Below are 17,967 nucleotides of genomic sequence, written 5' to 3'. Positions count from 1 at the left end.
GGCAGCCACTTCAGGGGGCTGGAGCCGGGAGTGGTTTCGGGCGGTTGCGCTGGCACTTTTCGCCGCAGTATTTCACCTCCTCCCAGCTGTTGCGCCACTTTTTGCGGTACTCGAATGGGCGGCCGCAGGTGAGGCAGATTTTGGTGGGCAGGTTTCCTTTGACGGGCTTTTTCGGGCTGGGCATGAGGCGGGGCTTTGCCTTAGCCCAACACACTGGCCGGCGAATAGTTGGCTGACCAGACACGGCACGGCGCAATCTTACACGCACCTGGCGCCGCCCCTTTCCCGTGTCCGCTAGCAGGTGTTATTGCCTTATCAGCTACCGTTACATGTCCTCTTTCCGGATTTCCCCTCTTTTCGCCCGCCTGGCTGCGCCTGTTGTGCTGGGCGGCCTGCTCATTACGGCCTGCAACGATGACGACGACCGGGTACCGCCCGACCCGGCGCCGCTGCCGGAAGTCGTAGCTTTTACGCAGCCCAACCTCTACCCCGAAGGCGTGCAGTACGACGCCCAAAACAGCCGCTTTCTGTAGGCTCCCAGACGGCCGGCACCGTGGGTTTCGTGCAGGATAATGGCAGCTATACGCCCTTGGCTACCGACGCAGCATTGGTTTCCAGCATCGGCATGTACCTCGACGACAGCCGCAACCGGCTGCTGGTGGCCGTATCGGACCCGGGCTACAACCAGCAGCGCACCTCGGCGGCTACGCTGCGCAAACTGGCCCGCCTCGTTATCCTCAACCGCGACAATGGCCAGCTGATCCGGAGTGTGGACCTGGGCAGCCTGAGTTCGGCGCCCAACCATTTCGCCAATGATGTAGCCGTAGACACCCAGGGCAACGCGTACATCACCGACAGCTTTGCGCCCGTTATCTACAAAGTTGATGCGCAGGGCGTAGCTTCCATCTTCCTGGAAAATGCGCAGCTGGGCGCGCCGGCCGGCGCATTCGGGCTCAACGGCATCGTGTTTCACCCGGACGGGTATCTGCTGGTGGCCAAGTCCAATGAAGGCGCGCTGTTCAAAATCCCGCTCAGCAACCCTGCCGGGCTCACCCGCGTGACGACCAGCCAGAACCTGCGGGCCGCCGACGGCTTGCTGCTCCAGAACAACACCACGCTGCAGGTCGTGACCAACGCCCAGGCCAAAGTGTACCGCCTGACTACTACTGATGGCTGGGCCACGGCCACTACCAGCGGCACCTTCACTACGCAGCCCCAGTACCCCACCACACTGGCCCGCCGCGCAGGCGCCGACAGCTACGTGCTCTACTCCAACCTCAATGCGCTGCAGGCCAATCAGCAGCCTCCCGTGGCGCAGTTCAGTATTGTAAAAGTGACTTTCTAGCCCGTCTGGGCTGGAACGCACAAAAAAGGCGGCCTCTGCGTAGAGGCCGCCTTTTTTGCGTGCTGTAGGGCTGGGTTTATTGCTGGGCCAGTTGGCGGCGCAGCTCCTGCACTTCGCGCTCCAGCTCCAGGTTGCGGAACGTCACTTTCACTTCCAGGTCGGAGTAGGCGCGCTCCAGCTCCTGCTCCCGCTTGCGAAGCGCAAACTCGGTTTCCTTTTGCTCCTGAATATCGGTGCAGGTGCCGTACCACTGCGCTATCTGGCCGTTTTCGTCGAACTGGGGCTGGGCCTGGCCCAGAAACCAGCGGTAGCCGCCATTCTTGTCTTTGAAGCGGTACTCGATTTCGTAGAACTCGCCGGTAGCCAGGGAATGGCCCCATACGTCGCGGGCGCGCTGCCGGTCGTCGGGGTGCAGCAGGTTGTTCCACATGTCAGGCCCGACGCTGTCGGCCAGGGTATAGCCCGTAAAATCGGTCCAGCGCTGGTTGAAATAGGTGTGGAACCCGGTGGCGTCGGTGAACCAAACCAGCTGCGGAATAAAGTCGACCAGGAAGCGGAATCGGTCTTCGGCCTGAAGGCGCAGTTTTTCTTCGTTGGAGATAGATGCGGCGTTCATAAACACAAAAAGCTTAGCAAGGACGGGCGAGCTGGATTTCCATGCCCGACTGAAAATACAGGTTGAGTTGGCTGTGCTGGCCGTCGGTGGAGCGGCGCAGGCGGGTGATGAGGGCGCGGGTTTCTTCCCGGAGCAGGCTCAGCTCCAGATACGGCCGGCTCAGCAGTGAGTCGCGCTCCATACTCCAGTGCCCTGAGTCGTCCAGCTCGGAGGACTGCACTTGCAGCGTGCCGGGCTGCAACGAAACCCGTGTGGCCCGTGCCAGCGGCGTATCCGGATTGTTCCGATTCAGCACCCGGTCGGCCACGCACCAGTCGCCGGTGAGGTACTCCTCGGGCAGCTGCTGCAGGTTGACATCGAATAAGGTTTCAGACATAAAAGAAGCGTGGGTAGCGTGGGGTAAGTCTCAGCACGATTCAACAGCAGGACGCGTAATTCAGCCAATGCACAAAAATAGGGAAGAGTTCAACTCCCGGACTTCATCCGCTTCCGCCTTTACGGTTCAGCTCATAGCTCAAGCCTTTATTTTTTCGGCGGCAGCCGGCCCGCTTGTATGTAGCTGGTTGCTGCGCAAGGTTCTTATTCGGCTTCGCTGAGCTTTTTGGCCAAGGGCTTCGGCACGCCGGCGCTGTTGAGCAGCCCACTGACCAGCCCCTGCCGCCACAGCGAGAACACCGAGAAGCGCAGCTGCCGGTCCGAGTTCATCTGCCCGGTTTGCAGCTCCTGGCCGGGTTGGCGGGGGTTGTTGTCGCGCAGGAACACGCCGTTGGCCAGGGTAGTGCCCACCCGGTGCAGCACGCCGCGTTTGTTCTTTTTGTTGAGCAGGTCGAGCTTGAGGCCATAGTACTGCGCCCACATGGTGCCCCGGGCCTGCTGCCGGTCCAGCTGCATTTCAAACCGGATCTGCTCGATCTGGCCGCTGCGGAGCCGAATACCGCGCGTGGGCACCACCATGGGGTTGAGCATGGCCAGAGGAGCCGCCGAAAAGCCCCCCTGCAGCGTGTGGCGGCCGGCGGGGTCGAGCAGGTTGGCCTGCAGCCGGAGGCGGGCATGGCTTTTCTTTTGCAGCACGCCCGTCGCCTCGCCGGTCATGGGCGTAGCGGCGCTCATGTGGCGCGGGTCGTTGCTGATGTTGCGCAGAGTAGCCGTGAGCTCCTGAATAGCCATAACGCCGATTTGCGCACTGCGTGGGGAGCGGTAAATCATGCGGATTCCGGCGTTGGTAATGCGCGCCTGTCGCACATCTACCCGAAATGGCAGCCGACCAATGGCCTCAGGCGTAGCCACCGACTGCCGGGGATTGACGGGAAAGCGCCCGTCGCTGCTGGTGACGATACGGCCGTTCCGCAGGTCCAGCTGCCGGGCGCGCAGGCTGCCCCGGCGCAGCAGTGCCGGAAAATCGAGGCCCTGCAGCGCCAGCTCAGGTAGCCGAAGCGTAACGTGCGCAGCCTGATGCCCTTTGCGACGGGCCTGCTCTGCTACGGTCATGGTGGGCGCCATTTGCACCAGCCCCAGCACCAGGGTCTGCTGCCGCGTGTCCAGGCGCATCGAGCCGACAGCCAGGCGGTAGTACGGCGCGTTGAAAGCGACCCGGGCGCGGCCCGTCTGCACCTGCCAGGAGCGGGCGTAATAGAGGAAGCCGGGCGCGTTGTAGGCATTGGGCCCTATGTGCAGGCCGGCAGCACGGAGGTTTATATTCTGCACGGCCGGGGCCCACTCTGTGCCCGCCACGCGCAGGCGCCCTCCCGTCAGGCGCACGCCCGCCACCCTGATGCGCGGCAGATACGGCGCCAGCAGCTGGTGCGGCGGCGGCGGCGCCTGAGCCGGCAGCGTAACGTGCCCGTCACGCGCAGTTCGCCCAGGTCGAGGCGGATATCCGGTAGCGTGGTAGTGTCGGCGGCGGGGCTGGTGGCGGCGGTGAAGAGTTGCACGTGGCGCACGGTGGCGGCGCCTTGCCAGAGGCTGGTTTTCAGCTCCCCGATACGCAGCTGGTAGCGGCCCCGGCTGGCGGTGGCTACCTGGTCTTCGAGGGTGCGGTGCGGCCAGGGGTCCAGAAAAAACACGACGGCCACTACTCCCAGCCCAACCAGGGACAGCAGTAGCAGCAGAATGTTCCTGCCCCACCGGCGGCGCGGCGCGGTGGCAGTAGACGCAGCGAAGAAATAACAGCAGGCTCAGACACAAACCAGGTAATAGCCCTCCCCTTACGGAAGGAAACAGACTGATGGTTAAGCCAGCCAGCTAGTTATTGTTTTGAGCCGGCCTAGGCTGTATAGCCAGGTAGAGCAACCAGCTCCACAACAGGCCGGCATTCCTCGACAAGCTCGGAATGACCGTTTTTTCTTTGCTGTCCACACGCCCTGGCTGAGCAGAAGCCCGAATCCGAACCGAACGGTCTACCTTGGGGCCCGCTTACGCCCGCCGGCCTGCAGCGTACCACTTCCGCACAACCCTTCCGAGGCATAGTGCCGGCCCTGGCCGGCCGGCCGGCGGCTTGTCTTACCTCAGCATAGTGGGCTTCAGTCACTATTTTTAAGCCGGCGGCCGGCCCGAAGGCCAACCAACCACCTGTGTTAGCAGTTAGAGAACCTATGCTTGCCATCACCTCCCTTTTGAACCAGCAGAACGCGGAGCGTATCAACCGCCTCATCAAAAGTCTCGAAACCGAGTTCGGCCTTGATGATGTGCAGGCTACCCCGGACCCGCACATTACCTACCAGCTGGCGGGAGTCCGCAAGCTGTCGGCGCTGAAGCAGGTGCTGCGCGATGTGGCCCGCTCTACGCGGCCGTTTGTGGCGCATACCACCGGGCTGGGCGTTTTTCCGGGACCCAATCCGGTTATCTACATTCCGGTGCTGCGCTCCAACGACCTAAACCTGCTGCACCAGCGCATTCTGCAGGTAACGGCCCCTCTGTGCCTGCGCACCGACAAGTTCAGTGGCCCCGACTGCTGGCTGCCGCATATCTCGCTGGCTCTGCATGACACCACGCCCGAGCTGCTGGGCCCCGTGATGCAGTACCTCAACCGGCACACCTTCAACCTGAAGCTCAACATCAACAACCTCGCTATTCTGCGGCAGGAAGGCGAGTTATTTGTGCAGGAAAAGCGTTTTGCGTTCGAGGGCCACAAGCACGACCTGGCCCCCAGCCTGTTCGGAGACTCTGCGCAACCACAGAACCCGGGGCTCTCCTGCGAGGCCTGACCCGGCCGGCCCAAACGGCCGCAACCGCAAATTTCCCGGCAGCCGCGCGGCATTTTCGCCCGCGCCCCCGACCTTTACCGCTCAACTCCTCACCTACTGATTTCTGCTTATGTACTCAACCGTACTGCTGCTACACTCCTGGACGCGCTGGCTCGTCCTCGTTTTTGGCCTGATTGCTCTGTTCCGGGCCTTTGCGGGCTGGCAGGGCCGCAAGCCCTACCTGGGCGCCGACAACGGCATGGGCGCTGCCTTCGTGGGATCTATGCACCTGCAGCTGCTGCTGGGGTTGATTCTGTATTTCGGACTGAGTCCGTTCGGGATGAAGGCTTTCGAAACCGCCGGTGGCGCTGTCATGAAAGACCCAATGGGCCGCTTCTGGGGCGTTGAGCACCTGGTGGGCATGCTGCTGGCCGTGGTGGCGGCGCAGGTAGGCCGCAGCCTTTCCAAAAAGGCCATTGACCCGGTGCTCAAGCACAAGAAAGCCTTCACCTGGTTCCTGATTGCGCTGCTGCTGGTGCTCGTAATGATTCCGTGGGGCATCTGGAATCCGGAACGTCCGCTGTTTCGCGTGTAAGTACGCCCTGCCCGCAACGACAACGGCCGCCTTCCTACCCAGGAAGGCGGCCGTTGTCGTTGTGGGCGGGGCGGCAGAATCAGATGCCCTGCCCGCCTGATACTTCGATGCGCTGGGCATCAATCCAGCCAGCTTCTTCGGTGCAGAGGAAAGCTACCACGGGCCCGACGTCGGTGGGCAGGCCCACGCGGCCCATGGCCGTGAGGCTGGCAATATGGGCGTTTACGTCCTTGTTGTCGCGGGTGCGGCCGCCACCGAAGTCGGTTTCGATGGCGCCGGGAGCCACAATGTTTACGCGGATGCGGCGCCCGGCCAGTTCCTTCGCCTGGTACTTGGTGAGCGTCTCCATGGCGGCCTTCATGCTGGCGTAGGTGGCGGAATTGGGGTAGATGATGCGCGTCAGGCCCGAGGAGATATTGACGATACCGCCGCCATCATTCATCAGGGGCAGCGCCTGCTGGGTCAGGAAAAACGGGCCTTTGAAATGGATGTTCAGCATGTCATCGAACTGCTGCTCCGTCACCTGGCCGTAGGGTTGGTAGAGGCCCGTGCCGGCGTTGTTGATGAGGAAATCGAACCGGTCGGTGCCGAAGGTTTCGCGTAGCGTGGCCTTCACCTGCTCGAAGAACCCCGTGAAGCTGCCTACGTTGGACGCATCCAGCTGCAGGGCGGCGGCTTTGCGGCCGAGGGCCTGCAATTCGGCCACCACGGCCTCCGCTTCGTCCTTTTTGCTGTGGTAAGTCAGGATAACGTCCAGGCCTTTCTGGGCCAGGTGCTGGGCCATATTTTTGCCGAGGCCCCGGCTGCCGCCCGTTACCAGGGCTATTTTGGTGGTGCTCATACTGATCCGGTGCGGTTGAATGATGCAGGCAAAGGTCCGGCCCTGAAGCCGCACCGCTCTGGTGAGTAGTTCAGATTAACTGGTGACAGTTTCCGTTTTTTCGGCCCGCTGCCCGGCCCACAGCTCCTCCCGGTACTGCCGGGGCGTGACGCCCACGAAACGCTTGAAAAACTTGGTGAAGTTGGACGGGTCGTAGGTGAGGCGGGCCGCTACTGCCGCCACCGACTGGCGCGGGTCGCTCAGCAACTCCCTGGATACGGCCACCAGCTTCCGCTCGTAGATAGCGCAGGGGGCCTCGCCGGTGGTAAGTTTGAGCATGTTGCTCAGGTGCGTAGGATGAATGCAGAGCTGCCCGGCAAAATCCCGGATTTCCAGCGCCTCGGTAGCCCGCCCGGCCACTATATCGTCTATATGGGCGTGCACGAGGCGGGTGAAGTCGGCGGTAATCTGGTGCTGGCGCGCCAGGATTTTCCTGGGGATGGGAGTAGGCATTGTACTAGAGGCGAAGTGAGTGGCACTACTAAGCTGACGCACAAGCATGCCATATGTTGGATGAGTGTACCAAAACACGCAGCTCTACGTACTTCTCAAACCTGCCAGCTGCTGCACTATAGCCCGGTAAACGGCGGCCGAAAGTAGCGGCGGATGAGGCTGCTATGTTACGATTTCGTTTTCAGCTGCAATAAAACGGGCTCTTGCGCGTCTGCTTTTGTAGCTGCCTCACCTTCTAACCGATTTTCCTATGCTGTATCAATTCGCAAGCCTCGCCCTGAGCGATTCGCTGACTTATCAGGAAGCCAAGCAACCCCATAACAAGCAACAGTATTTGGCTTGCAACCAGCGCCCCGCGGAGCTTGAGCCCGACCGTAGTACCTCAGCTGCTGCCTCTCGGCTGCACAGCAGCAGCCGCCTCCCGGCCCCTGCAGAAGCTGCCACCAGCCGTGCCGCCTGACAAGGACCGATTCCTGCCTTTGCGTATGGCACTCGGCAAAAAGGACAGCGCGCGGGAGACCATCGAAACTACCATCAGCACGCCCGATAACATCGTATTTACAGTATATTAAAAAAGGCCCGCGGCGTAGCTGCGGGCCTTTTTTGTTCGTAATCCGAAGATTTACTGCCTTTTTTGCAGGCTGGTAGCCCCCGTTGCCTGAGCTTCCAGCCTGATTCGGAGCCGTATGTTGCAGGGGCAGCCCGGCCCGGACCGCTGCTTCGCTCACCTTTTTACGCCCTTTGCCATTGCGCACCGCTGTCCTTCTTGTCCTGCTTTTTCTGATTTCCGGTGGTGCTTTCAGCCAGTCCAAGGCCCGCAAAGCAGTAGCCCGCCGCGGCGACGGGGTGCAGGTGCTGCTCCAGCGCTACGGCCTCAATACCCGCCAGCAACAGCAGCAGTTTCGGCGGCTGAACCAGGGCCGGCTTACAAAAGCGGGTGGCCTGGTGGTGGGCCGCAGCTACGTGCTGCCGGCTGCCGCGCCTAAGGCAGCAACCACGGCGGCGAAGTCAAAAGCCGGCAGCCGGCAGGCCCGCAACCCTACTTCGCGCGGCATCAGTACCCAGCCACTGCTGCCGGCCAAGCTCTTCGGGCCCCGGTACAGCCCCGTGCCGGTGCGCGACCGGGCGTTGCGCGGGGCGGTGTACTACCTCTCGCCCGGCCACGGCGGCCCCGACCCAGGCGCTATCGGCCAGTACGGCACCCATAATCTGGCCGAGGACGAGTACGCCTACGACGTGACCATTCGGCTGGCCCGGGTACTGATGGAGCACGGCGCCACGGTGTATATGATGGTGCAGGACCCCAACGACGGTATCCGCGACGAAGCCGTGCTGGAAACCGACCACGACGAAATCGGCTACCCCAACCAGGTTATTCCGCTCAGCCAGGTATATCGGCTGCGCAAGCGCATTGCCGAGGTCAACCGCCTGCACACCCGCCACAAGGGTGCCTATCAGCGCCTCATTGCGCTGCACGTAGACAGCCGCAGCGCCGGCCAAAACATCGACGTGTTCTTCTACCACCACCCCGGCAACGCCCTGGGGCTGCGGCTGGCAAAAAACATTCATAAGGTGTTCACGGCCCGCTACAAACGGGCCCAGCCCAACCGCCCGTATTCCGGCAATGTGTCGGAGCGCGGCACTTTGTACGAGGTGCGCAACAGCCGCGCCCCGGCCGTGTTTATGGAGCTGGGCAACATCCGCAACAGCAAGGACCAGCGCCGCTTCCTGGTGCCCGACAACCGCCAGGCCCTGGCTAACTGGATTTACGAAGGCCTGCTGGCTGATTATACCAAACGGTGATTGTTAGTTGTCAGTTGTTAGTTGTTAGTGGTCAGAAAAAGAACGTCATGCTGAGCGAAGGCGCAGCCGTAGTCGAAGCATCTCTACTGCCGGGTAACTAATACTAGTACAACGAAGCGGCAGAGATGCTTCGGCAAGCTCAGCATGACGTTCTATTTCCTGACCACTGACAACCAGCAACCAGCAACTAACAATCTACTTCCTGCCCTTCCGGATGGCTTCGATGGCCCGGTCCCGGCCTTCTTTCAGGTCGACCAGCGGCTTGGGGTACTTGTCGGTGCCGTACTCGGGCACCCACTTTTTGATGTAGGCCAGGTCGGGGTCGTACTGCTTTTGCTGGGCTTCGGGGTTGTAGACGCGGAACCAGGGCGCGGCCACGGCGCCGGTGCCAGCCATCCACTGCCAGTTGCCCACGTTGTTGCTCATGTCGTAGTCGAGCAGCTTCTCGGAGAAATAATGCTCGCCCAGCGTCCAGTCGATGAACAGGTGCTTGACCAGGTAGCCGGCCGCCACAATGCGCGCCCGGTTGTGGATGTAGCCGGTCTGGTTGAGCTGGCGCATACCCGCATCCACGAAGGGCTGGCCGGTGCGGCCCTCGCACCAGGCTTTGTATTCCCTGGGCGCGTCGCGGTAGGGCAAGTGGCGCATTTTAGGGTCGTAGGCCTCGGTGGCGGTGTTGGGGAAGTGCCAGAGCAGCATCATGAAGAAGTCCCGCCAGATCATTTCGTTGAGCAGCTTCTCGTTGAGCTTATCGGCCTGCTGCATGAGGCTGCGGATGCTGACCGTGCCGAACCGCAAGTGCACCGACATGCGGGTGGTGCCCCGTTCCAGGGCGGGCGTGTCGCGGGTTTTGTCGTAGTCCTTCACCACGGCGGGCGGTGGCAGCTTAGCCGGCACCGTGTACTGCTCGTGGCGCTTGAAACCCATTTTCTGCAGCGTGGGCCGGGCTTTATCGGCGACAACGGGCTGGGCCAGGTTTTCCTTTGTCAGAAGCCGGGCCGACGGGTGGGGCTTGAAGTCCTCAGGCTTCATCTGGGCCTGCCAGGTTTTGGAGTAGGCCCCGAATACCTTGTGCGGCTTGCCGTTCTTGGTCAGCACCTCGTCCTTGGCGAAAATCACCTGGTCTTTGAAGCTGCGCAGCTCCGCGCCGTGCTTCTGCAGCAGCTCGGCCACGGCGGCGTCGCGCTCCGTGGCGTAGGGCTCGTAGTCCTCGTTGGTGTACACGGCGGCCACCTCGTAGTCCTTCAGCAGCTGCCGAAACACGTCCGACACCTTGCCGTAGCGGGCCACGAAACCGCCGCCGGCCGCGTGGGCCTCGTCAGCCAGGCGCTCTACCTGGTCGAAGATGAAAGTGAGGCGGGCATCCTCGGGCTCCAGCTTATCGAGGATGGTTTTATCGTAGATGAACAGGGGCAGCACGGGCTCCTCGGCCTGCAGAGCCGCCGCCAGGCCCGCGTTGTCCTCGAAACGCAGGTCGCGGCGGTGCCAGAAAAGACTGATTTTCATAAATACGCTAGCAGTAAAACGGCCGGGTAGCGGGCCGCTGGATACTGCTAACAACTGAGGTTGCGGCAGGGTTGGCTACAGCGGCTATTTCCTCCTGTCCTCCTACGGGTTCATCAGCAGGAAGAGCAGGTTGTGGTACAGGATGCCCTGCTCGCCGTCGTGGATACCGTCGAGGCCGGCATCTTCCAGCAGGGCTTCTACCTCGGTGTAGTCGCGCAGAAAGTCAATTTCCACTTCGCCCGTGTCGGCGTCCCGGGTGTGGGCCAGGTAGCGCCGGGGCGTTTCGAGCGTGATGTAGAGCTTCTGCAGGCGGGTCTGGGCTATCAGCAGGGCCTGGCAGGGGTAGGTAGCGCGGCCGTCGGGGGTATAGAGCTGCAGGGTGGTTTTCTCTGCATCGGGCGTGTGCTGCAGGAAGCTGGCAAGGTCGAGGGGCATGCGGGCGGGGCTGTTGAGCTGGCGAAGGTACGGGACGCCAGTAATCGGGCACAGGGTTCGGGAGAAAAGCTACCTTCGCAGCCATTGACCTTTTCCTCCCACCTACCCCCTCCGTCATGACCACCCCTTACGACCACGCCTGTATCAGCGGGCAGCGCCTCCACCCCGAAAGCCTGATGATGAGCTACGGCTACACGCCCGCCTGGAGCGAAGGCGCCATCAAGCCGCCCATTTTCCAGACGTCCACGTTCGTGTTCAAGAATGCCGAAGAAGGCAAAGCCTTTTTCGAGCTGGCCTACGGGCTGCGCCAGCAGGGGCCGGAAGAGGAAATGGGCCTGATCTATTCGCGCCTCAACAACCCCAGCCTGGAGATTCTGGAGAACCGCCTGTGCCTCTGGGACGGAGCCGAGGAAGCCGCCTCTTTCGCCAGTGGCATGGCCGCCATCAGCACTACCCTGCTGGCCCTGCTGCAGCCCGGCGACGTGGTACTGCACTCCGAGCCCGTGTACGGCGGCTCCGACTTTTTCCTGAAAAACGTGCTGCGCAAGTTCGGTATTGAGGCGCAGGGCTTCCTGCCCACCGCTACGCCCGAGGAGCTGGCCGCCCAGGCCGCGGCCATTGCGCCCGGCCGCCTGGCCATGATTTTCGTGGAAACGCCCGCCAACCCCACCAACCACCTCGTGGACCTGGAAGCCTGCGCCGCCCTGGCCCGCCAGTACAGCACCCCCGAAAAGCCCGTGCGCTTCGTGGTCGACAACACGTTCCTGGGACCCGTGTTCCAGCACCCGCTCAAGCACGGTGCCGATGTGGTGCTGTACTCGGCCACCAAGTTTCTGGGCGGCCATTCCGACCTGATTGCCGGCGCCGCGCTGAGCAGCAAGGCCCTGATGAAGGAAATCAAAGGCATGCGCACCTTTATGGGCACCATGTGCGACCCCAACACCGGCTGGATGCTCATGCGCAGCCTCGAAACCCTGAAGCTGCGCATGGAGCGCGCCGCTTCTTCGGCCCAGGTTATTGCCGACTGGCTCCGGCAGCACCCACTGGTAGCACGCACCTACTACCTCACCCACCTGGAGCATAGCCCTGTGCAGCAGGACATCTACCGCCGCCACTGCCTCTCGCCCGGCTCCATGATTTCCTTCGACATCCGGGGCGGCGAAGCCGAAGCCTTCCGCTTCCTCAACGCGCTGCGCCTCATCAAGCTGGCTGTGAGCCTGGGCGGCACCGAAAGCCTCGCGGAGCACCCCGCCACCATGACCCACTCCGACATCACGCCCGACGACCAACTGGAAATGGGTATCACCTCCCAGATGATCCGCCTGAGCATCGGCGTGGAAGACCCGCAGGACCTGATGCTGGACCTAAGCCAGGCGTTCGAGGCCGTAGGAGTGCCGCAGGAGGTGCGCGTGGCGGAAATGGCGTAAAACAGTTGCCTCCAGCGTTACAGAAAAGCCCGCCGCGAACATTCCGCGGCGGGCTTTTGTGCAGAATCAGGCAAGCAGATGCCTTAGTACCCCCTTCAGGCATATAAATATCTCTATAATGCATACCTCAACAATTCTTCTGCGTATGCGGCTATATTTCTCATCCTTTACTCCCAAAGCCCATGAGCCAGACCCTATTAGAGCTTGTTCAGAATTACTTCGGCGGCGACACGGTACGCCAGACCAGCACGGCGCTGGGCGAAAATGAAAGCGGCATTGGCACGGCGCTGCGCAGCATCATCCCGTTAGTTCTGGGTGGCCTGTTTGCCCGGTCGCAGCAGCCCGGTGGCTCCTCAGAGTTGTTCGGTATGGCCAACCAGGCCCACAGCAGCGGTATTCTGGGCAACCTGAGCAGCCTGCTGGGCGGCATGAGCGTGAACAGTTCGGCGCCGGCCACCGATGGCGGCTTGCTGAACAGAGGGGCTGAAATGCTGCGTTCTGTGTTTGGCTCGCACTACACTACCGCTGTGGAAGGCGTGAGCCAGCAGGCGGGCGTGCGCACCTCCACTACCAGCAGCCTGATGAATATGGCCGTGCCAGTGGTGCTGGGCCTCTTGGGCAAGCATGCCGCCGACAACCACCTCGATGCCAACGGCTTCAGCAGTTACCTGAGCAGCCAGAAGGGCAGCATCATGGGGGCGCTGGGCAGTCTGCCGGGCGGCTTGGGAACGGTGCTTTCCGGCCTGGGGCTGGGAGCCGCGGCTACGGGGCTGGGAAACGCCGCCAGCGCTACCGCGCACAACGTGGGCAATACCGTTTCGGCGGCGGCCAACCGTACCGGCGACGCCGTGCGCAACACTGCCCGCGACGTGGAAACCACAGCTGCTACCCCGAGCCGCTGGCCGTGGCTGCTGCTGTTGCTGGCGGGGCTGGCGGCGCTCTTCTACTTTATGCGCAACTGCAACAAGGAGCCGGAAAATACGGCTGCTGCCACCACCGAAACCCCGATGGCAGACACGACTATGGCCGCGGCTCCTGCGCCGGCCGCAGCGGCCGCTACCGGCCGCTACGACGAGGCCAGCGGCAACTACATCTACGATACGGGGTCGAATGCCGACATCACGCTGCCCGACGGCACGGTACTGAACGTGGGCAGCAACTCGTTTGAGTCGCGGCTGTTCAACTTCCTCAACGATGCCAACCAGACGGTCAGCGACGACAAAACGCAGGGCTGGATGAGCCTCGACCGGGTATACTTCAACACCGCCAAATCGACGCTCACCGCCGAGTCGCAGGCGCAGCTGAAGAATCTGGCGGCCATTCTGAAGGCTTTCCCGAACGCCACCGTGAAGCTGGGCGGCTACACCGATAACAAAGGCGCCGCCGACATGAACCTGACCCTCAGCGCCGACCGGGCTAACGCCGCCCGCAAGGCCGTGATGGACAGTGGCATTGATGCCAGCCGCGTAACGGCCGAGGGCTACGGCCAGGAGCACCCCATTGCCACCAACGATACGCCCGAAGGCCGCGCCCAAAACCGCCGCGTGGATGTGCGCGTGACTAAAAAGTAGCGCCGACCATCCCCACTCAAGAAAGCCCCCGCTGATGTGCAGCGGGGGCTTTCTTTTTTGCCAGTTCTCTCAGCATCCGGCGGGCTGAGTGGTGCATCTACGCCATTCTATACTGCTTTTCAGGTATATTCCCATTCTGTTCTCCTCCAGAGTTATACGCTATGGAAGCCCTAGCCCAAGCCGCCAGCCCGGCTACTACGCACCCCACGGCCACCCAACAGGCCTGCCTGAACTGCGGCACTGCCCTACATGACCGGTTTTGCGCCCACTGCGGCCAGCCTGCCAATACGCACCGCCTGACCATGGCGCATTGGCTGCACGACATTCCGCACTCTATCTGGCACGTCGATAAGGGGCTGCCCTACACACTGGGGCAGATGCTGCGCCGACCTGGCCCGGCCCTGCGGCGCTATCTGGCGGGCCAGCGGGTACCGTTTTTTCGGCCGCTTACCTACGTGCTGCTCATCACCGGGCTTATTACGTTCTGCTACGTGGTGCTGCATCTGCGGCCCTACAACACCCACGACCCCAGTATTCCGCCGGCCGTGCAGGCAATGCAGGAGCGGTTTCTGCAGTTCTTTTCCCGGTACATCAACTGGTTTACGGTGGCTTTGCTGCCGCTCACGGCCCTGGTGGCGCGGCTGTGCCTGCGGCGGGGCGGCTTCAACTACGCCGAGGCCCTGACTATTACTACCTACGTTACGGGCACCTACCACTTTCTTACATTACTGGTGCTGCCCGTCTTATATCTGCTCAATGGTACCCAGCAAGGGCAGCAGGTGATGGGTGGGCTGCTGCTGGTTTCGTTTGCCTACCAAACGTGGGCCTACGCCAGCCTGCTCCAGGGTACCAGCTTATCGGTGGCGGGGCGTGTGTGGCGGGGGCTTGCTACCACCGTCGGCTCCTACGCACTCATTCTGCTGTCGGCACTTGCGCTGCTGGTGAGCATCAACTGGGAGCAGATTATGGCGATGACCAGGCAATAGACAGCTTTCTGCCCTCCGACGGGCGGCGTTAAGACTGCTCACAGAAAGCCCGCCGCTGAAATCCAGTGACGGGCTTTTTGGTGGGTATACTTATGCGGACCTCTGGGATGTTGCCTCGGCATGCTTCACATCAGCCGCAGGTGTTAAACAATTTGTGGCTAAACAATTGCATTTTGTTTAGCCACAAATTGTTTAACTTGGTGAAACTGATTCATTCAACAGCCATGAATACGCGCGCGCTCCGCACTTTATTTGGACTTAGCCAGGACATGTTGGCCGAATGGCTGGGCGTGGCCCGGTCGAGTCTGGCCCTCACCGAGCGGGGCTACCAATCTACTACTGCCACCACGGGGGTGCAGCAGCTGCGCCTGGAGCTGGCGGCCCAGGGCCTCGTGTATAATGGGGCGGGCGGCACGTTCCCGGCGCCACTCCCGCTGCCCGAGCCTGAGCCTGACGCAGAGGAGCTTGGTTTTCGGCTGCGCCAATGCCGGCTCAAAATTCAGGGCCTGGAAGTGCAGTTGGAAACGCTGTACCGCCGGGCCGCCCCGCTCCGGGCACGGTTGGTGGCCGCCCCGGCCCTGCGGGCTTACCCCGGCCCCATTGTAAGCCCGGAGCAGGAGCAAAACTGGCTCACCATTTTTGAGCAGGAGGCCCGCCGCCAGCTTCGCACTACCTGCGGGGCCACGGCCATACGGCTGCTGGAAGCCCGCCTGGCCGGCCTGCGCTGCGAAGCGGATATACTGGCCGAGGGGTTAGACGTTGAGCCGCCCGCCGCTTCATAACCGGCAAAAACCCAACAGAAGGCTGCTGCCACAAAAAAGCCCGCCGCTGAAGCTCAGCGGCGGGCTTTTTACTTATTGCGTCAGGCAGAAACTATTGCCCCAGCACCATGGCAAACACCAGCGGCGCCACGATGGTAGCGTCCGACTCGATGATGAACTTGGGCGTGTCCTGGCCTAGCTTGCCCCAGGTGATTTTCTCGTTCGGCACAGCACCGGAGTACGAGCCGTACGAAGTAGTAGAGTCCGAAATCTGGCAGAAGTAGCCCCACAGCGGCACGCTGGTGCGGCCCAGGTCCTGGTGCAGCATCGGCACTACGCAGATGGGGAAGTCGCCGGCAATGCCGCCACCAATCTGGAAGAAGCCTACTTTGCTTTCCTCAGTAGCCTGCTGGGTATACCAGTCGGCCAGGTAAATCATGTACTCGATGCCGGTACGTACGGTGTGTACGTTCTTGATGTCGCCCGAAATAACGTGGCCGGCGAAGATGTTGCCCAGCGTGGAGTCTTCCCAACCGGGGCAGATGATGGGCAGGTTTTTCTCGGCGGCGGCCAGCATCCAGGAGTCCTTGGGGTCAATCTGGTAGTACTGCTCCAGCTCGCCCGACTTCAGGATCTGGTAGAAGAACTCGTGGGGGAAGTACCGCTCGCCGGCCTTATCGGCCTTTTCCCAGAACTTGAGCACCGAGTGCTCCAGGCGGCGCATGGCCTCTTCTTCGGGAATGCAGGTGTCGGTTACGCGGTTCATGTGGCGCTCCAGCAGGGCCTGCTCGTCGGCGGGCGTCAGGTCGCGGTAGTTGGGCACCCGCTCGTAGAAGTCGTGGGCCACCAGGTTGAAGATGTCCTCCTCCAGGTTGGCACCCGTGCAGCTGATGATCTGCACCTTGTCCTGGCGGATGAGTTCGGCCAGCTGGATGCCCATTTCGGCGGTGCTCATGGCCCCGGCCAGGGTAATCATCATCTTACCGCCCTCGGCCAGGTGCTTGTTGTAGCCCTCGGCGGCGTCAATCAGCGCGGCGGCGTTGAAGTGGCGGTAGTGGTGCTTGAGGAAGTTCGTTACGTTCATCAGATCGTAGGTTCAGTAAATGGGTGTCGGTGTTCTATCAAAAAAAGCCCCGGAATCGTTCAATACGGAAAGCGTACATCGGAGATTCTGCATAGTGTGCTATTGCGGCTGGGTTGCTCACAAAAGTCGGGGCACTACGTCTTACTGGTCGAAATGCTTTTTTAATAAAGCCGGAGGAATGGTAGCGCTCCACGCTTCGTAGTCCTCATCCATGGCATCGGCATAGAAAACAAAGTCATCGGTTTTGGGCAACTTCTCGAAAGTCAGACGCTGCATAGTAGCAGTTATCATCTGGTGAAACTGCTGGATTACTGCTTCGTTTTCTTCCTCATCGGCCTCATCGTCCAAGAACACCTCCTCGTACTCGCTCAGCAATTCTTCGGTACGCTCCGACAAAGGTGCATCTACGTGGTCGGCATATTGAAACCACGTTGCCGTATCATCCACGCTGATCTGCTGGGACAGTGCCCTCTGAGGAAGTATGAGACCATGCACGGAGCCCTGCGAATCAAAGTACAGGCTGAACCCTAGAATAGGCCCATCCTCGGGGTACTTCGCGGCGTACGAATCAATGAACTCCTGCGTGTCTGCCCGCAACGATTCGCCCAGAGCTTCGAAGTCAAATGCTTTCTTCTTCATACGGACCAGTTGAGTAAGCTGAATTTGCTTGACTATGTACCTGTTTGGGCAAGCTACTCCCCTATACCGGCTCCTCAATCATGAGGTTGTGGTTGGTGTATATGCAGATGTCGGCGGCAATATGCAGCGCCTCTTCCACCATCTGGCGGGCCGTGAGGTGAGGCGCATGCTTTTTCAGGGCCAGGGCCGCCGACTGAGCGTACATAGCGCCCGAGCCAATAGCGGCCACATCGAAGTCGGGCTCCAGCACGTCGCCGGTGCCCGCAATGATGAGCAGCTCGTCTTTGTCGCAGACCACCATCATGGCTTCCAGCTTGCGCAGGTACTGGTCTTTGCGCCACTCCTTGGCCAGCTCGATGGCCGCGCGGCGCAGCTGCCCGCCGTAGCCGTTGAGCTTCTCCTCAAACTTATCGAGCAGCATGAAGGCATCGGCAGTGGAGCCGGCAAAGCCGGTTACTACCTTGCCATCCTGCAGCTTACGCACCTTGCGCACGTTGCTTTTAGCCACGTGCTTGTCCATGGTGGCCTGGCCATCGGCGCCGAGGGCAATTTCGCCGTTGTGGCGCACGCCAAGCACTGTAGTCGAACGGATTCTCATGTGGGGCAGGATTAAAAAGTTGTCATCCTGAGCGGAGCAAAGGACCGTACCGCAGGCAGCGGGCCAAACGGCAAACCGCTCTGGCG

Annotated in this window: 21 protein-coding genes; 9 read left to right on the top strand and 12 right to left on the bottom strand. The window is 61.5% G+C overall.

Annotated elements, in window-relative coordinates; translation table 11 throughout:
• Positions 1–10 precede the first annotated feature (10 nt).
• The gene (locus BUE15_RS10910; RefSeq protein WP_073284515.1) at positions 11–184 is read right to left on the bottom strand and encodes a DUF2256 domain-containing protein; all 174 of its coding nucleotides are present in this window, start codon (positions 182–184) and stop codon (positions 11–13) included.
• Positions 185–329: 145 nt separating this feature from the next.
• On the opposite strand from BUE15_RS10910, the gene BUE15_RS21535 reads away from it, so the two are divergent.
• Both BUE15_RS21535 and BUE15_RS10905 read left to right on the top strand, forming a co-directional pair.
• Positions 330–533 (top strand): hypothetical protein, encoded by a 204-nt coding sequence (locus BUE15_RS21535; RefSeq protein ID WP_139252225.1) that lies wholly within the window; start codon positions 330–332, stop codon positions 531–533.
• Positions 534–589: 56 nt separating this feature from the next.
• Complete coding sequence (locus tag BUE15_RS10905; RefSeq protein WP_139252224.1) at positions 590–1,345, top strand: gluconolaconase; 756 nt, start codon at positions 590–592, stop codon at positions 1,343–1,345.
• 76 nt (positions 1,346–1,421) lie between these two features.
• Here BUE15_RS10905 and BUE15_RS10900 read toward each other — a convergent pair whose 3' ends face one another.
• The 4 genes from BUE15_RS10900 to BUE15_RS10885 all read right to left on the bottom strand — a co-directional run bounded on the left by BUE15_RS10900 (position 1,422) and on the right by BUE15_RS10885 (position 4,033).
• Complete coding sequence (locus BUE15_RS10900; RefSeq protein ID WP_073284509.1) at positions 1,422–1,961, bottom strand: PAS domain-containing protein; 540 nt, start codon at positions 1,959–1,961, stop codon at positions 1,422–1,424.
• Positions 1,962–1,974: 13 nt separating this feature from the next.
• Positions 1,975–2,337, bottom strand: coding sequence for a hypothetical protein (locus BUE15_RS10895; protein WP_073284506.1), 363 nt, complete (start codon positions 2,335–2,337; stop codon positions 1,975–1,977).
• Positions 2,338–2,540: 203 nt separating this feature from the next.
• Positions 2,541–3,719 carry a DUF748 domain-containing protein gene (locus BUE15_RS10890; RefSeq protein ID WP_139252223.1) on the bottom strand — a complete coding sequence of 393 codons (1,179 nt, stop codon included), beginning with the start codon at positions 3,717–3,719 and terminating at the stop codon, positions 2,541–2,543.
• Positions 3,710–4,033 (bottom strand): hypothetical protein, encoded by a 324-nt coding sequence (locus tag BUE15_RS10885; protein ID WP_073284501.1) that lies wholly within the window; start codon positions 4,031–4,033, stop codon positions 3,710–3,712. Before BUE15_RS10885 ends, BUE15_RS10890 begins: the two co-directional genes overlap by 10 nt.
• 519 nt (positions 4,034–4,552) lie before the next feature.
• Between BUE15_RS10885 and BUE15_RS10880 the strand changes: the two genes are divergently transcribed.
• Together BUE15_RS10880 and BUE15_RS10875 are read left to right on the top strand one after the other, a co-directional pair.
• Positions 4,553–5,164, top strand: coding sequence for a 2'-5' RNA ligase family protein (locus BUE15_RS10880; RefSeq protein WP_073284499.1), 612 nt, complete (start codon positions 4,553–4,555; stop codon positions 5,162–5,164).
• A 109-nt stretch (positions 5,165–5,273) separates the two neighbouring features.
• The gene (locus BUE15_RS10875; protein ID WP_073284496.1) at positions 5,274–5,738 is read left to right on the top strand and encodes a hypothetical protein; all 465 of its coding nucleotides are present in this window, start codon (positions 5,274–5,276) and stop codon (positions 5,736–5,738) included.
• A 79-nt stretch (positions 5,739–5,817) separates the two neighbouring features.
• Here BUE15_RS10875 and BUE15_RS10870 read toward each other — a convergent pair whose 3' ends face one another.
• Together BUE15_RS10870 and BUE15_RS10865 are read right to left on the bottom strand one after the other, a co-directional pair.
• Positions 5,818–6,579, bottom strand: a complete 762-nt coding sequence (locus BUE15_RS10870) for an SDR family NAD(P)-dependent oxidoreductase (protein ID WP_073284493.1) — start codon at positions 6,577–6,579, stop codon at positions 5,818–5,820.
• 75 nt (positions 6,580–6,654) lie between these two features.
• Positions 6,655–7,071 (bottom strand): helix-turn-helix transcriptional regulator, encoded by a 417-nt coding sequence (locus tag BUE15_RS10865; RefSeq protein WP_073284490.1) that lies wholly within the window; start codon positions 7,069–7,071, stop codon positions 6,655–6,657.
• Positions 7,072–7,818: 747 nt separating this feature from the next.
• Here BUE15_RS10865 and BUE15_RS10855 point away from each other — a divergent pair.
• Complete coding sequence (locus BUE15_RS10855; RefSeq protein ID WP_244535937.1) at positions 7,819–8,874, top strand: N-acetylmuramoyl-L-alanine amidase family protein; 1,056 nt, start codon at positions 7,819–7,821, stop codon at positions 8,872–8,874.
• A 195-nt stretch (positions 8,875–9,069) separates the two neighbouring features.
• Here the strand turns inward: BUE15_RS10855 and BUE15_RS10850 are convergent, their stop codons facing one another.
• Positions 9,070–10,380, bottom strand: a complete 1,311-nt coding sequence (locus BUE15_RS10850) for a cryptochrome/photolyase family protein (RefSeq protein WP_073284481.1) — start codon at positions 10,378–10,380, stop codon at positions 9,070–9,072.
• Positions 10,381–10,482: 102 nt separating this feature from the next.
• Positions 10,483–10,815: a hypothetical protein gene (locus BUE15_RS10845; protein ID WP_073284478.1), complete on the bottom strand. Its 333-nt coding sequence runs from the start codon at positions 10,813–10,815 to the stop codon at positions 10,483–10,485.
• A 116-nt stretch (positions 10,816–10,931) separates the two neighbouring features.
• On the opposite strand from BUE15_RS10845, the gene BUE15_RS10840 reads away from it, so the two are divergent.
• The 4 genes from BUE15_RS10840 (at position 10,932) to BUE15_RS10825 (ending at position 15,581) form a co-directional block, all read left to right on the top strand.
• The gene (locus BUE15_RS10840; protein WP_073284476.1) at positions 10,932–12,242 is read left to right on the top strand and encodes a cystathionine gamma-synthase family protein; all 1,311 of its coding nucleotides are present in this window, start codon (positions 10,932–10,934) and stop codon (positions 12,240–12,242) included.
• A gap of 182 nt (positions 12,243–12,424) precedes the next feature.
• Positions 12,425–13,813, top strand: a complete 1,389-nt coding sequence (locus tag BUE15_RS10835) for an OmpA family protein (protein WP_073284473.1) — start codon at positions 12,425–12,427, stop codon at positions 13,811–13,813.
• A gap of 161 nt (positions 13,814–13,974) precedes the next feature.
• Positions 13,975–14,799: a DUF3667 domain-containing protein gene (locus BUE15_RS10830; RefSeq protein ID WP_073284470.1), complete on the top strand. Its 825-nt coding sequence runs from the start codon at positions 13,975–13,977 to the stop codon at positions 14,797–14,799.
• A 224-nt stretch (positions 14,800–15,023) separates the two neighbouring features.
• On the top strand, positions 15,024–15,581 hold the full coding sequence (locus tag BUE15_RS10825) for a helix-turn-helix transcriptional regulator (RefSeq protein ID WP_139252222.1): 558 nt from the start codon (positions 15,024–15,026) through the stop codon (positions 15,579–15,581).
• Positions 15,582–15,672: 91 nt separating this feature from the next.
• On the opposite strand, the gene BUE15_RS10820 is transcribed toward BUE15_RS10825, so the two are convergent.
• The 3 genes from BUE15_RS10820 to hslV form a co-directional block, all read right to left on the bottom strand.
• Complete coding sequence (locus BUE15_RS10820) at positions 15,673–16,644, bottom strand: deoxyhypusine synthase family protein (RefSeq protein ID WP_073284464.1); 972 nt, start codon at positions 16,642–16,644, stop codon at positions 15,673–15,675.
• Between the two features lie 141 nt (positions 16,645–16,785).
• A complete protein-coding gene (locus BUE15_RS10815; RefSeq protein ID WP_073284461.1) occupies positions 16,786–17,283 on the bottom strand; it encodes a hypothetical protein in 498 nt (165 codons plus the stop codon).
• Positions 17,284–17,344: 61 nt separating this feature from the next.
• A complete protein-coding gene (gene hslV, locus BUE15_RS10810) occupies positions 17,345–17,881 on the bottom strand; it encodes an ATP-dependent protease subunit HslV (RefSeq protein WP_073284458.1) in 537 nt (178 codons plus the stop codon).
• Between the last annotated feature and the right edge of the window lie 86 nt (positions 17,882–17,967).

Origin of the sequence: Hymenobacter psychrotolerans DSM 18569 (genome assembly GCF_900142395.1) — a bacterium.
Lineage (GTDB): Bacteria > Bacteroidota > Bacteroidia > Cytophagales > Hymenobacteraceae > Hymenobacter > Hymenobacter psychrotolerans.
The sequence above is the reverse complement of the archived record's forward strand: the minus strand, read 5'-3'. Positions and strand labels throughout refer to the sequence as shown.

Excerpts from the sequence above, each read along its gene's own strand:
- BUE15_RS10865 (WP_073284490.1), bottom strand. The coding sequence starts at position 7,071 with ATGCCTACTCCCATCCCCAGGAAAATCCTGGCGCGCCAGCACCAGATT.
- BUE15_RS10870 (WP_073284493.1), bottom strand. The coding sequence starts at position 6,579 with ATGAGCACCACCAAAATAGCCCTGGTAACGGGCGGCAGCCGGGGCCTC.
- BUE15_RS10910 (WP_073284515.1), bottom strand. The coding sequence starts at position 184 with ATGCCCAGCCCGAAAAAGCCCGTCAAAGGAAACCTGCCCACCAAAATC.
- BUE15_RS10835 (WP_073284473.1), top strand. The coding sequence starts at position 12,425 with ATGAGCCAGACCCTATTAGAGCTTGTTCAGAATTACTTCGGCGGCGAC.
- BUE15_RS10880 (WP_073284499.1), top strand. The coding sequence starts at position 4,553 with ATGCTTGCCATCACCTCCCTTTTGAACCAGCAGAACGCGGAGCGTATC.
- BUE15_RS10900 (WP_073284509.1), bottom strand. The coding sequence starts at position 1,961 with ATGAACGCCGCATCTATCTCCAACGAAGAAAAACTGCGCCTTCAGGCC.
- BUE15_RS10815 (WP_073284461.1), bottom strand. The coding sequence starts at position 17,283 with ATGAAGAAGAAAGCATTTGACTTCGAAGCTCTGGGCGAATCGTTGCGG.
- hslV (WP_073284458.1), bottom strand. The coding sequence starts at position 17,881 with ATGAGAATCCGTTCGACTACAGTGCTTGGCGTGCGCCACAACGGCGAA.
- BUE15_RS10850 (WP_073284481.1), bottom strand. The coding sequence starts at position 10,380 with ATGAAAATCAGTCTTTTCTGGCACCGCCGCGACCTGCGTTTCGAGGAC.
- BUE15_RS21535 (WP_139252225.1), top strand. The coding sequence starts at position 330 with ATGTCCTCTTTCCGGATTTCCCCTCTTTTCGCCCGCCTGGCTGCGCCT.
- BUE15_RS10830 (WP_073284470.1), top strand. The coding sequence starts at position 13,975 with ATGGAAGCCCTAGCCCAAGCCGCCAGCCCGGCTACTACGCACCCCACG.
- BUE15_RS10875 (WP_073284496.1), top strand. The coding sequence starts at position 5,274 with ATGTACTCAACCGTACTGCTGCTACACTCCTGGACGCGCTGGCTCGTC.
- BUE15_RS10840 (WP_073284476.1), top strand. The coding sequence starts at position 10,932 with ATGACCACCCCTTACGACCACGCCTGTATCAGCGGGCAGCGCCTCCAC.
- BUE15_RS10820 (WP_073284464.1), bottom strand. The coding sequence starts at position 16,644 with ATGAACGTAACGAACTTCCTCAAGCACCACTACCGCCACTTCAACGCC.
- BUE15_RS10825 (WP_139252222.1), top strand. The coding sequence starts at position 15,024 with ATGAATACGCGCGCGCTCCGCACTTTATTTGGACTTAGCCAGGACATG.
- BUE15_RS10895 (WP_073284506.1), bottom strand. The coding sequence starts at position 2,337 with ATGTCTGAAACCTTATTCGATGTCAACCTGCAGCAGCTGCCCGAGGAG.
- BUE15_RS10845 (WP_073284478.1), bottom strand. The coding sequence starts at position 10,815 with ATGCCCCTCGACCTTGCCAGCTTCCTGCAGCACACGCCCGATGCAGAG.